We start from the raw sequence: 13433 nt of genomic DNA on the forward strand, positions 1-13433 counted from the left end.
TTTATTCACTCTCCTTTTTCACTTGTAATATAGTACTATTCCTCTTTATAACAATAACCTTTTCTCCAGCATCAATTGGATCATCTGCAATAGCTGTCCAAGTATCTCCATCCACCTTCACAATACCATTTGTCTCATTTGTAATCGCTTGCATAATGATACCTTTTTTACCAACAAGCATATCTACTGTATCAGTAAAACCTTTTGCTTCTCGAAAGTTTTTTGAAATTCTTTTCGTGAAGAAAGTCAATGTTAAACTGACAATCGCACCAGCAATGACTTGTAACAGTAATGCTTCAGGAACAAACAAAGCAATAAGACCTCCGACAACAGCTCCAATTCCAAGCCACAGCATGTAAAACGTAATCGACAACATTTCCGCAATAAATAAAATACCAGCTATTATAAACCAAATTACCCAAGCAGCCATATACAACCCTCACTTTCTTTCTCATTTTCTATATGTATATGAAGAAAAGAATGGTTTATCCGCCCTTTCTTGTACGTGGGCGCTTACTACAAGCTATTGTACATATTCACTGTTATAATGAGTATTATTAAAATACTATATTAATATATTCTTCATTATACATGAAAATCCCTTTCAAAAAGTGACAAAAAATTAAATTCTTTCGAAAATTTAATTTTCAAATTATAATTATTCTAACTACTGAAATATTATTTTTTAGGAAGGTGGTGTGCTTATTGCAAAATCGTTCACTAATTTACTATTTAGGCTCTAAAATATGCATTACTCTTGCTGATATCGTATACATCATGATTATTACAACCCATATGTATATCACAACGAAATCAGCTACATTAACTGCTCTGTTTCCATTACTCCAGGTCATAACTAATCTTATAGCAAATACATCTGCACCACTTATAATGAATCGTTTTTCATCTTATTCATTACTTTTCACACTACAATGGACAAAAACTGCTCTCTTATTTTTATTAATGATAGTATTCCCGGCCCTTTCCTCAAACGTTGTAACACTATTCATTTTCATTTTTTTCATTTCTTTATGTAGCGGCTGGAGCGCACCGTTATTATACGGTATCCTTCCTCGCCTTACACGAAAAGAACAATTAGTAAAAGTAAATAGTATTTTTTCCTTTTCCACACAAATTGCTCAAGCCGCTGCTTATTCATTTACAAGTGTTATAGTTCTTCTTATCGGTGCTACTTCTACACTCATGATGAATAACATTTTGATGATTTTTGGATGTTTTGCACTACACCTTTCATTACGTTCCATACATACTGAACGAGTAATAGAGCCTTCTTCTTCAAAAGGCGCTGCTTTATTGGAAGGTTGGAGACTCTTATTTCAAAACCCTTCTCTCCGTATCGTTACATGCATGGACTTAATTGAAACTTTCGCAGGGACAATATGGATCGGTGCTATTACAATGGCTTATGTAACGACTGTTCTTCATAAAGGAGAAGAATGGTGGGGATATATTAATACAAGTTATTATGTAGGGACGTTAATTGGCGGGATATTAGCATGGAAAATGAGTACATACATTCAAAACAATTTAATACGCTCCATGGCGATAGGCTCTCTTATGTTTAGTATTCTTACATTTTTATATGGTATGACAAGTAGCGGGTTTATTGCGCTTTTTCTATGCGTTCTAATGGGGCCATGTTATCAAATTAGAGATATTTCTCAAACGACAGTACTACAATCTAGTGTAGCCCCTACTTTATTATCAAAAATGTATACAGCTCATGGCGCACTCCTTTCCGCAGCTTCTGGTCTTTCTATGCTTAGCGTTGGAATTATTACCGACCTGTTCGGTGTTCGTACGATTTATATTCTCGCTTCTTTCCTTATATTGTGCTCTGCTTGTTTATCATTTAACTTATTAAAATATGATAAAACAGAGAAAAAAGATATTTCACTTTAATGAACAAAATAAATAGGACAGGAATTCCTGTCCTATTTATTTTATTCATGATAAGTTAGGGATTTTTCGATGCTTTGTCGCTTGTTCAAAAGCGTATGCTAGTTTAATCAAGGTCCCCTCAGAAAAAGCAGTGCTTGCAAGCGTAATTCCAAACGGTCTCCCGTTATCCATATATCCCGCAGGCATTGCTATAGACGGATAACCTGCTTTCGCACATATAGTGGAGCCTATATAAGAAGGGAACAGAATCGCATCAAGATTATATTTTTCCAGTGCAAAATCAATGCCTTGTTCTTGAGAAAAATATATATCTTCTAATCTGGCATTTAAATATTCTGGATTTCTTAACGTATTAGGAACATCTTTTCTTCTCTCCAACTTAGTTTGTCCATATTTCAAAGCTCTTTCTGCTATATTTTCATTAAACGCCATTAACTCTGAAATAGAATGCACTGGAATAGCAGAAGGTAATTTTGAAAGATAGTTATCTAAACTATGCTTTAATTCATAAAGCGATACACCCCAGCTCCATTCTCTATGAAAAGACGGAATATTAATATCCTCTACTACTGTCGCACCCCCACTACGCAACACTTCAATCGTCTCCTTAAACAACTTTTCATCATACTCACCAGTTTCATAATAATCTTTTGGTGCATTTCTAAATACACCAATCTTCGCTCCATGTAAGCCATTAACATCAAGATATTTTGTATAATCCTGCTCTGCCATACCTTCACTTTTATGAGTAGCTATATCTTTCTCATCTACCCCAGTTAAACTCCCTAGCAAAATAGAAGCATCTGTTACCGTTCTAGCAAATGGTCCCGCTGTATCCTGTGAATAAGTAAGCGGAATAATTCCCCTACGACTAATTAGACCAACAGTCGGTTTAATACCGACTACAGAGTTTTGAACAGCTGGACTCAATATAGAACCATCTGTTTCCGTTCCAACAGATACTACTGTAAAATTAGCAGCAACTGCTATGGCAGATCCTGTACTTGAGCCTCCAACAAACATATCATCCTCACCTGTACCATAAGGGTTTATTGTTTGTCCACCTCTTGCACTATATCCAGCCCACATATCAAAAGACATTCCATTTGCTAATTCTGTCATATTTGTTTTTCCTATTATCACTACTCCTGCTTCTCGCAGCTTTGTTACGAGAAATGCATCTTCAATACTTATATTTTGTTCTAGAGCAATCGTACCTGCACTTGTATGCATAGAGTCGTTCGTTTCAATATTGTCTTTAAGTAAAACAGGTATACCGTGTAATGGACCTCTTACACCTTTTGTTTTTCTTTCATGATCTAGCGCTTCTGCAATAAAGATAGCGTCCGGGTTGATTTCTAAAATAGAATTGATTTTTGGTCCGTCTTGATCATACTTTGCGATTCTATGAAGGTAATACATAACTAATTCTTTTGAAGTTAATTGCCCAGCTGCCATTGCTTTTTGTATATCATGAATTGTTAATTCTTTTTGTAACAGTGTATTGAACTGAACCTCCATCATCATTCTCCTTCTATAAAGCCTTTTATTGATTACATTTACCTATTAGTTTTTCATTTTCTCCGCTCCTCGCATATACAACTACAATCCTTTAAAAGAATTCAACTTACCAATATAAAAACCTTTTATTTCCTGAAAAATAAAAAAAGTCTGAAACGAATGAACTTCCGCTTCAGACCCTTTTATTACTTTACATATACTTCATCTAACAAATGTAAAAACTCACCTTGTTTCCCCGCTAATTCAGGGCATTTTGCAATATCAATCCATTCGTAGCAAAATACTAAACCTTCATCTTCCTCACCGGCACTTACAGTATGTTCCCAATTATCCTTTACATCTGTTGGTAACGTTACGTGGAAAAAATGACGTTTTTGATATTCCTTTTTCTCCTTTACATGTATGATGTAGTCGGCTAGGAATCGTTCTATGCATAAATGACGTAATCCAGACTCTTCTTGTACTTCACGTAACACTGCTGTTTCTAACGTTTCCCCTTCGTCAACTGTTCCCCCTGGTACTTGTATACCAGCTTCAGGTATATCACGATGTTTAAAAACAAGCAGTTGCATAACTCCCTCTTTTTCTCTTGTTACATACACGTGGACCTTTTTCTTATATAACACCGTCATAATCCTTCTCTCCCCTCAATTGTTCACTCTGTTACTTCTTCAAGTGTCAGTTGATTTTCATATAAATATGTAGCTTGTGGATTTCCCACATACCTCACGTGCCATGGTTCAAATCGATAGCCCGTAAGCGATTCTTTCTCTTTTGTATATCGAATGACAAAACCAAATTTATGGGCATTTTCAGAAAGCCACTGCCCTTCTTTCGTTTCACCAAAAATTGTCTCTAACTGAAACTTAGCAGATTGCGATGTAATATCCATAGCTAGTCCAGTTTGATGTTCACTCGTTCCAGGAACTGCACTCGACATTGCTGTTTTTGCTTCTCCATCTTGTTTTTTATACATCGTATTTAATGCTTTTTGTCGATCAAAAGATCTAAATCCAGAGACTGCAAAAAGGAAAATACGCTCCTTATCAGCTTGCTGAAACATTTCCTCAAGTGCCCCTGCTGCCTCTTTCCTCATTTTTTTCTTTTCTTGATCACCTTCACTTGAGTAACGTACTTTCGGAATAACTAAATCTGGCGGTCTATACCCATCTGGCAAACGCCTACTTTTATTCACAAGCACAAGCATCGAATTCGGATTACTAATGACCGCAATATCACCATCCATATTCGCAATCGTTTCTTTCGCTTTCGGAAATATGTTATTTACATTTACCTCGCGCGCCTGCTTATCCTTATACATTTTATAATTGATTCCTGCTACTCCAACAATGAGTATCATCGCTACGATACCAAGTAGTATCCATCTTTTTTTCATATAACGACCTCTTATTTTAATAATTTGGCCATTTCATACTCATCGATGTTCTCTCCATCGATAATAAGAGCAGCTCTTTTGACACCTTCTTTCTCAAATCCAGCTTTTTTATATAGTGCCTGAGCTCTTGTATTGTGGGCCATTACCGTTAATTCTAAACGCCATACATCATGTAATCTTGCCCACTTCTCAACCTCTTTAAACAATCTCGTCCCAATACCTCGCCCGCTATACTCTTGCAAAATACCAATTACAATACCTGCTACATGTCTCTTTCTTTGAATATGATTTCCATTCACTAAAATAAACCCTACTATTCTCTCTTCTTCAACTGCTACAAATATTGTTGCATATTCATTTTCTATAAAGCGATGAATCATTTGTTCTTGTTGCTCGGCTGTAAATTTTCTTTCTCCTGGTTCGTATAACATAAATTTCGTTTCTTCGTCTAGTTGCTTACTTAATTGCAAAAATGGTGCTGCATCTTCTATTTTGATCTCCCTAATCACTTCAATCACCCTACCAATTTCATAATAAAAAGCTTTCCTTATAAAAAGATTTTCTCTACTTTCTCGAAAATCCCTTTGTAAATCTCGCAGTACAATTTGACAAATTTCGATATTACTATAACAACGACAAAATATGTCTATTCTGTGAAGTCTCATCATTACAAAAAAAAACGCAAGCATTACACTCACGCTTTTTCAAAATGAATGTGAACTCATACTCATCAGCAGACTCCCCACTCATTTAAGTTTCACTTTATCCATTCACCTTTTCCGCCTGCCAGAAATATTCACCAAACGCTTTAGCAAGTGCATCAATCGATCGATTTAGTTCTTCCTCTGTATTATCTACGCCACCAACTTCAATTAATATCGCTTGTCCTGATAAGTCTTGATTGTAGACACCATTTCCTGTTTGGAATCCTTTTTGAATGACACCACGACTCACTCCTGGGTACTTCTTACTAATCGTCTCATGTAAAGCCGTTGCTAATTGTAAGTTCTTTTCGTAATTTTTATTGCCTTTCCCTACTACAAACGCAAGCTTCGCATATGATTTATCACCAATTGCTTTTGTCGTGACATTTTTCCGAGCACTATCACGATGTAAATCAAAAAAGTATTGTAGTTCTTTATTGCCGGCCATTGCTTCTTGTACAATTTCCCGTGACATTTTGTAAGAACTATTACTATTTAACCCTTTACTAATCAACTTTTGACCGACATCAGTCTTGTCGTTAGTAGCTCCGATCCCTTCACTTGCTAATTGTTCACGAAATCGGTCGCCGACTATTGAAATATTCGTGACGGAACTTGTCGCTTTATTCGGATTTGGATCGTTTGTTAAATTGAGTAACGGCAAATAAGATTCCCAGCTATGCGAATGATAAATAAACGCAACTTGTCGTTTTCCTGTCGTTTGATCTGGTTGCTTTTTCTCTTTGTTCGTATCCGGCTTTGGAGCCTGTCCACCTTCTCCAGTCCGTTCTTTTACTACTTCTTCAAGCGGAACGCTCGACTCAATCGGTAAGTTAGAATAATTGGTCCCTTCACCCGCAATAACAATTTCTGTATCGTACTTACCAAAACCAGGTAGCTCTTTGCCGACAAAACTGCGTACATCATTAAAACGAATATTCGTAGCCATCGAAAAGAGAAACGAAGAAATCGAAAAATCCTGATTTAAATTTCGATACTCTTGTGTAAAATAATGATTCTCTTTCCCAAGAACATACATGTAACCATTCATTGATAACTCATTTAACCAATTATATAAATACGTGGACTTTGTCTCTTTCATAGAAGTTACCATCATACTAATAAGAAAAAAAGTCGCAAGTACTGTAGCAATAATAAATAAAACTAACTTACGTACACTTGTGAACTTCACATAAAAAAAGCCTCGATTCATACTATCACCCTCTCTATTTCAAGTTATGTACAAGCTCTAGAGAATAGACCGTCTAAATTTCGGCTATATTGTTGCTGAGGTGAAATGAATTGAAGCTACTAATAGGAACATTACCCATTGTACTATCATTTATTTTTTATTGGCTTGCTAAGCATCCTACAATCCGTGTTGCGTTACATATTTCAGCGTACTTAGCACTTTATGTACTCGGTACAATTATTTCTATTAATATATATGATGTTTTAATACAAGATTTAGTTTTTATGACAAGCATTCATGGAATTTTACTAAATCCATTTTTTCTTATATCAGGAGCGTATATAGGAATATACACTTTGTACCTAATCATGTCTTACATTATTACAAAAATGAAAAATGGAGTGTAATGAAATGCAACCACCATTTATCTGTCATACATGTAAAAAAAGAATTGCACGAAAGAAAGATCTTATTACTGCCACATGGTACTTCCGCTTTTATTTATTTCACAGTGATTGTTTTAAAAGGCAGCAAGTGTTCATCTCACGATTTATCCCTGTGAATACACTTTTTAATTTCTTTCTTATTATATATGGACTTATTTTTGGCGGCATTCTTATGATTACAGAACCATCTATCATTTGGTTTATTTTTTTATTCCCCATTTTATATCGGTTTCTTTCCTATTATTATGTTGAACGTTTTTTCTCTACATAACGTGCAGAATGTCCTCTAGGAATACTTAAACATTCCCACTCATTTTCTTTTAACATTTTACCGATGTAAATAATCTGTCCAATATGCAAAGCATAATGAGAAATTTGTCTTTCAATTGCTTGCATGACAGTATGTGCTTCACCGCGAATATATACCGTCTTTAATAAATGTTCGGGCGTTAGCACATTCATCGTTTTAAAAACATATTCCCATCCTCCACTCCATGCTGCGAGAACCTCTTCCTTAGAATGATAACCGCCTTCAAATTCAGCATCTCGGTTACGATCTATTTTTTCACCATCAGATGTTAAAAAATCCGTCCATCTAGAACGCATATTACCATGTAAATGCTTAATAATAATTGCAATACTATTCGTCTCCTCATGAGAAGACCACATTATCTGTTCATAAGATAATTGAGAGAGTACTCGTTCTCCTTGGTTTTGTGTTGCTTTAAAATTCGAAATTGCACATTTTAAATATTCTCGTCCAATATCCAAATTAACACCTTCCTTCACACTAACTAATTTTCGTTCCATTCGGTAGTTCCATATTAGGCTGAAGTAAAACAACATCGTCAGCTTCAGGTACTCCTCCTAAAACAAGCACTTCTGATTTGAATCCAGCTATACGTTTTGGCGGGAAATTCACAACAGCAACGATTTGCTGACCAATTAACCCTTCCGGACTATATCTTCTCGTAATTTGAGCACTTGACTGCTTGATTCCAAGCTCTCCAAAATCAATTTCTAATTTAATCGCTGGAACTCTCGCTTCTTTAAATTCCTCTGCCTTTCTTACAGTCCCAATACGTAAATCCAAAGTTAAAAAATCTTCAAAATTAGCCATTTTATCATTCCTCCCAATTATTACTTAGACATAATACAAAAATTCCCTTCAAAAAAAAGAAAGGCGCCTAAGCACCTTTCTTTTGTAGTTCACTTGATTCATTTGATTTATAGAAGAAGAAACCGAGAATCCCGCCGATACATGATGGGATTAACCATCCTATTCCTTCTTTATATAAAGGTAGCATTTGTAGTACGTTAGAAATCGCGTCAATTTTAATCTTCGCACTTTCTAAACCGTTAAAGAAACTAATTAACAATGCTCCTAAAATAGCTCCAATATAAATGGTATTACGCTTTCCAATCCATTTATGGAAGTAAGAAAGTACGATTAATACAATTGCAACTGGATAAATGATCATTAACACTGGTAATGTGACTGCAATTAATTGTGTTAAACCTAAGTTAGATACAATTAAACTAAACACACATACCATTGTTACAATCGTTTTATGCGAAAGTTTTGGGAATAAGTTTGTAAAGAAGCCAGCACAAGCTGATGTTAATCCAACAGAAGTTGTTAAACAAGCTAGTATAATAACAAGCCCTAATAAAATTTTACCACTTGTTCCATATAACTCATTTACAACATTCGTTAAAATAAGTCCACCATTCTCTGAGACACCAAGTGATGTACTTGTTGAACCAAGATAAGCAAGTGATAAATAGATTAACGTTAAACCAAGTACAGCAATAATACCTGATACAACTGTTATTTTTGCAATTTGACTACTCTCTTTTATCCCTTTAGAGCGGATAACTTGTACAACGACAATTCCAAATACGAGAGCACTAATTGCATCCATCGTTAAATATCCTTGTATAAATCCACCAAAGAAAGCATTTTCTTGATATGCCGCTAGCGGCGCAGCTGGTTCTCCAATTGGATCAATAATTGCCTTTCCGACAATAACAGCAACAATCAATACTAACAATGGTGTAAGAAATTTTCCGAACCAATCCACTAATTTAGATGGATTTAATGATAGATACCACGTTATTCCGAAGAAAACTATTGTGAATAGAAATAGCATGTACCATTCTGAAACCAATGCCTCTGATAGAAATGGCTTCATACCCATTTCAAATGAAACGGCTCCCGTACGCGGAATCGCGAAAAATGGTCCAATCGCTAAATAACTAATCAATGGGAAAATAAACGCAAATATAGGGTGAACTCTATAAGATAGCGCTTTCAAGTCCCCCTCTACAAACGCGACAGCTGTTACAGCTAATAGGGGTAATCCGACTCCCGTTACAAGGAATCCAATTGTAGCAACCCAAACATTCTCTCCAGCTTGTTGCCCTAAAACTGGTGGGAAAATTAAATTTCCTGCTCCTAAAAATAGTGCAAATAACATTAAACCTATTGCTACCGTATCACCTGGCCTTAAACGTCCCTTCATACTTTTCATTTGCATAGCACTTTTTCATTGTTTATCTGTATTTTCACAATATGCTATGCATCCTCCTCTCTGCTCAAGCTGATAAAATATGCCCCTTACAAAGCAGTGTCTTTCTCCATAATTTCTCCATTCCCCCTATTTTTACTCTAATTACTGATTTTTGATTTTTTTGAATATTTAACTCATTAGAGTGGTATTGCGTGGAGTGTAGTTGTCAGACCTCTTTGTTTTTATCACACATATAGTAACATATTTATTTAAAAAATAAAAACATATTTTCAAATTGATTTTTTTGAAAATCAAAATTATCTACATTTTTTTATTCTTTTACACAAATATTGTTACAACCTCACCTTTTACTCTATCATTATTTTCAAATAACTTTATGCACGTAACATAACAAAAGCCATCCAACATAATTAGATGGCTTTTGCATGTTAGTCTATCGTTTCAACTTCACGTGGATTATTCATCTCTTCCACATACACAACTCTAAATCCGTGATCTTCTAAATCTTTCAATAACATCTCTAATTCACCGTCGTTAAACTCTTCTCCTAATGTAAACATAATTCTACGAACTAATAAGGCGTCATTATCAAAAGTCATTAAACTTTGGATACCTGTATATTTTTTTAACACTGTCGATAATTTTTGAATGGCCCCATTATAATCTTGTGTCCCAATCATGACAGAATATTTACTAGAATGAACGCCCCAAGCATCTTCTAATAACTCAAAAACTTTTTTATGCGTTAAAATTCCAAGAAAGATTCCTTTTTCATCCACTACTGATAAATAAGGTAATTTTTTTATTGTAAAAAATACTTTAAAGAACGAAGAATCTTCTCTGACATATCCTTCTTTATCGTTTAATAATTGTAACACACTCTCTTCCAGCGAACCTTTATATTCTAAAATATCTACTTTATATATATTACCTAAATATTTCTCTTTTTTTCCATCTAAAACTGGTACACAACGATAGCCAGTTTTATTTAAATGCTCCAGTGCTTCCCCTATTGTAATTGAACTTGAGCAAAAGAAAACTTCCCTTTTCGGCACATAATTCCCTTTAATCCTCATAAACAGCCTCCTTATGTTAAAATACTTTCTGTGCCATAACTATATTATATTTTCAGAAAAAAATAAATGATTTATTTTATTTTTCTGAAAATTATTCATTTTCTTGTCATAATTTATTCATGATTCATTCACTTATCTCATACAACCTCAAACATTCTCTCTAAATTTCTTTAAGAAAAATATATTGTAACTTACACTGAAAAAAGCTAAAATAAGAATAAGAATTTTCTGAATATTCTAAGAGTAGGTGATTACATGTCTTTATTGCGCTCACATATATGTAAATTTATAGTTGGTGTTCTCATTATATTTATTATTAGTCCTATTCCAGCATTATTCATTACACATAAATACACATACTTAACTGGCTTTATAAGCATTTTTCATAACTTCGCACAACTTTCTTCTATGACAATTCCAAAAATTGATTGGATGCACGAATCTATCTTTTTCTCAGCAAATCAGTCGGTACATACTTCTAATCATTCTACACCGTTATTCCCTTACATATGGGAAATATATTTTTTATCGATTGTTCGTTTTACCTTTACTCTTGCGATCGGATTCTTCATCAGTTTAGGAATCGGCCATTTATTTTTTAAAGCACCTCATTCGGTTAAAAAGTTCACTTCTTTATTAAAATGGATTCCTTACTCTTTTTGTACTGTATTATTACAATGCTCAGTCCTACTACTACTCCTATACATCACAAAATTTATAAAGCTTCCTTACTACTCATCTTTTATCATCGTTTGTAGCACTTCCATGATTATCGTTATGCAAGCAATAAAAAAATGGATTCCTTTCTTAAGTAACACAAATGAATATGAAATAAAACAATCTTCTTTCCTTGTAGACACATTGTTTTTGGCGCTTACTTCGAATCATAAATCTATTCTAGGTTCCATTATTCTTTCATTCATTTTTATGGAATGCGTTTTTCACGCAAGCGGACTATTGCAATTTATCGTTCAATTCGGCGGAAATGCACCTATTATTGTTACAATTAGCTTATTGCTTTTGTATATCCCGTATTGCATACTCTCATTCCTTCAAACACTATGGACAACAAACCACTTTAAACAACAATCATACGCTTTAACGAGAAGTATTCCAAAACCTTAATTTGAAATAGCCCTCTAGAATCTGAAAGTAGGGGGTTATTCCTTTTGTATAGCGGACAAAATAATAGCAAATTCAAAAACTATTGCAGAAACATACCAATATTTACCCTTTTTCTTTGACTATTCTTTTCGTTTGGATTTATTATAAAAGTATAACATAATTGCAGGAGGTGACATCTTTATTCCAAACTACGGAATAGAGAACACACTTGGACATATTAAATATTTTTCTCATCTTTGTACTTATCCTTATTTCCGGCTTTTTCGTTGCATCAGAATTCGCTGTTGTAAAAGTACGAAAAAGTCGAATTGACCAGCTTGCAAATGAAGGCAATAAACAAGCTTTAGCTGCAAGAAGTGTCATATCTAATTTAGATGTTTATTTATCAGCTTGTCAGCTCGGGATTACGATTACTTCTTTAGGGCTTGGTTGGCTTGGTGAACCGACTGTGGAACATTTACTACGACCGCTCTTTGAAAAGATTAATATTACTGGAACAATGGCGAATACTTTATCCTTTATTATCGCTTTTAGTGTTATTACATTTTTCCATGTTGTATTAGGTGAATTAGTTCCAAAGTCTTTCGCAATTCAAAGGGCAGAAGCAATCACACTTAAGTTTGCACGACCACTTATTTTATTTGATAAAATTATGTATCCATTTATTTGGCTACTTAATAGTACAGCTATCTTTTTCACAAAACTACTCGGTTTAGAGCCTGCGAAAGAAAATGAACTTGCCCATTCTGAAGAGGAACTAAGACTCATTTTAGGTGAAAGTTTCAAAAGCGGCGAAATAAACCAAACCGAATATAAATATGTAAATAATATTTTTGAATTTGACGACCGGGTCGCGAAAGAAATTATGGTCCCTCGTACAGAAATGATTTGCTTATCTACTGAAAATACGTTAGAAGAAAATATGGATATCGTCGCAACTGAAAAGTATACACGCTATCCTATTATCGAAAAAGATAAAGATGATATTATCGGTATGATCAATACGAAAGAAGTATTTCACGATCAAACGAAGGGCATTCATAAGCCGCTTGAATCATACATACATCCAGTACTAACTGTATTTGAAACCGTTCCAATTCGCAAAACGTTAGTACATCTACAAAAAAATCGTGTTCAGATGGCAATCGTTATGGATGAATACGGTGGTACTGCTGGACTCTTAACAATGGAAGATATTCTTGAAGAGATTATTGGAGAAATTCAAGATGAGTTCGATGCGGATGAATCACCTATGATTGAAAAACGCACGCCGAAGCTTACTGTTTTAGATGGGAAGGTGCTCATTTCTGAAGTAAATGATATGTTTGGCCTACATATTGATGATAGTGATTTAGATACAATTGGCGGCTGGCTACTCTCTCAAGCAGTTGACTTAAATATTGAGGCTGGTTATTCTATTGAATTTGCTGGTTTTCAATTTAAAGCACTAGAACTTGATGGACATCAAGTGAAAAAAATTGCGGTACATAAATTAGACACGAAGAAGGAGTTATAA

General features: G+C 34.5%; 15 protein-coding genes. 5 read left to right on the forward strand and 10 right to left on the reverse strand.

Annotated features, from left to right (window positions below; all coding sequences use genetic code 11):
• Position 1: 1 nt before the first annotated feature.
• On the reverse strand, positions 2-430 hold the full coding sequence (locus tag QCI44_RS18035; protein WP_016134240.1) for an NfeD family protein: 429 nt from the start codon (positions 428-430) through the stop codon (positions 2-4).
• Positions 431-705: 275 nt separating this feature from the next.
• On the opposite strand from QCI44_RS18035, the gene QCI44_RS18040 reads away from it, so the two are divergent.
• Positions 706-1923 carry an MFS transporter gene (locus tag QCI44_RS18040; protein ID WP_141537634.1) on the forward strand — a complete coding sequence of 406 codons (1218 nt, stop codon included), beginning with the start codon at positions 706-708 and terminating at the stop codon, positions 1921-1923.
• A gap of 45 nt (positions 1924-1968) precedes the next feature.
• On the opposite strand, the gene QCI44_RS18045 is transcribed toward QCI44_RS18040, so the two are convergent.
• The 5 genes from QCI44_RS18045 to spoIIP all read right to left on the reverse strand — a co-directional run bounded on the left by QCI44_RS18045 (position 1969) and on the right by spoIIP (position 6757).
• Positions 1969-3444, reverse strand: a complete 1476-nt coding sequence (locus QCI44_RS18045; RefSeq protein WP_098561066.1) for an amidase family protein — start codon at positions 3442-3444, stop codon at positions 1969-1971.
• Between the two features lie 185 nt (positions 3445-3629).
• On the reverse strand, positions 3630-4076 hold the full coding sequence (locus QCI44_RS18050; RefSeq protein ID WP_016088209.1) for an NUDIX hydrolase: 447 nt from the start codon (positions 4074-4076) through the stop codon (positions 3630-3632).
• 23 nt (positions 4077-4099) lie between these two features.
• Positions 4100-4840 (reverse strand): M15 family metallopeptidase, encoded by a 741-nt coding sequence (locus QCI44_RS18055; RefSeq protein WP_000747667.1) that lies wholly within the window; start codon positions 4838-4840, stop codon positions 4100-4102.
• An 11-nt stretch (positions 4841-4851) separates the two neighbouring features.
• On the reverse strand, positions 4852-5349 hold the full coding sequence (locus QCI44_RS18060; protein WP_033658874.1) for a GNAT family N-acetyltransferase: 498 nt from the start codon (positions 5347-5349) through the stop codon (positions 4852-4854).
• A gap of 253 nt (positions 5350-5602) precedes the next feature.
• Entirely contained in the window at positions 5603-6757 is a 1155-nt protein-coding gene (spoIIP, locus tag QCI44_RS18065) for a stage II sporulation protein SpoIIP (RefSeq protein ID WP_016134238.1), read from the reverse strand.
• A gap of 89 nt (positions 6758-6846) precedes the next feature.
• Between spoIIP and QCI44_RS18070 the strand changes: the two genes are divergently transcribed.
• Together QCI44_RS18070 and QCI44_RS18075 are read left to right on the forward strand one after the other, a co-directional pair.
• Positions 6847-7143: a hypothetical protein gene (locus QCI44_RS18070; RefSeq protein WP_016088212.1), complete on the forward strand. Its 297-nt coding sequence runs from the start codon at positions 6847-6849 to the stop codon at positions 7141-7143.
• A gap of 4 nt (positions 7144-7147) precedes the next feature.
• Positions 7148-7453 carry a hypothetical protein gene (locus QCI44_RS18075; RefSeq protein ID WP_016088213.1) on the forward strand — a complete coding sequence of 102 codons (306 nt, stop codon included), beginning with the start codon at positions 7148-7150 and terminating at the stop codon, positions 7451-7453.
• Here QCI44_RS18075 and QCI44_RS18080 read toward each other — a convergent pair.
• The 4 genes from QCI44_RS18080 to cbpA form a co-directional block, all read right to left on the reverse strand.
• Positions 7426-7992, reverse strand: a complete 567-nt coding sequence (locus QCI44_RS18080) for a DUF1572 domain-containing protein (RefSeq protein WP_016134237.1) — start codon at positions 7990-7992, stop codon at positions 7426-7428. The two genes, QCI44_RS18075 and QCI44_RS18080, sit on opposite strands and share 28 nt — an antisense overlap.
• Entirely contained in the window at positions 7973-8302 is a 330-nt protein-coding gene (gene csaA, locus QCI44_RS18085) for a chaperone CsaA (RefSeq protein ID WP_016088215.1), read from the reverse strand. Before csaA ends, QCI44_RS18080 begins: the two co-directional genes overlap by 20 nt.
• 67 nt (positions 8303-8369) lie before the next feature.
• Positions 8370-9707 carry a branched-chain amino acid transport system II carrier protein BrnQ4 gene (gene brnQ4, locus QCI44_RS18090; protein WP_483299561.1) on the reverse strand — a complete coding sequence of 446 codons (1338 nt, stop codon included), beginning with the start codon at positions 9705-9707 and terminating at the stop codon, positions 8370-8372.
• A gap of 437 nt (positions 9708-10144) precedes the next feature.
• The gene (cbpA, locus tag QCI44_RS18095; protein WP_016088217.1) at positions 10145-10792 is read right to left on the reverse strand and encodes a cyclic di-AMP binding protein CbpA; all 648 of its coding nucleotides are present in this window, start codon (positions 10790-10792) and stop codon (positions 10145-10147) included.
• A gap of 255 nt (positions 10793-11047) precedes the next feature.
• Here cbpA and QCI44_RS18100 point away from each other — a divergent pair, with 255 nt between their 5' ends.
• Complete coding sequence (locus tag QCI44_RS18100; RefSeq protein ID WP_016088218.1) at positions 11048-11917, forward strand: hypothetical protein; 870 nt, start codon at positions 11048-11050, stop codon at positions 11915-11917.
• A 208-nt stretch (positions 11918-12125) separates the two neighbouring features.
• Positions 12126-13433: a hemolysin family protein gene (locus QCI44_RS18105; protein ID WP_016088219.1), complete on the forward strand. Its 1308-nt coding sequence runs from the start codon at positions 12126-12128 to the stop codon at positions 13431-13433.

This window comes from Bacillus cereus group sp. RP37 (assembly GCF_040459695.1).
Lineage (GTDB): Bacteria > Bacillota > Bacilli > Bacillales > Bacillaceae_G > Bacillus_A.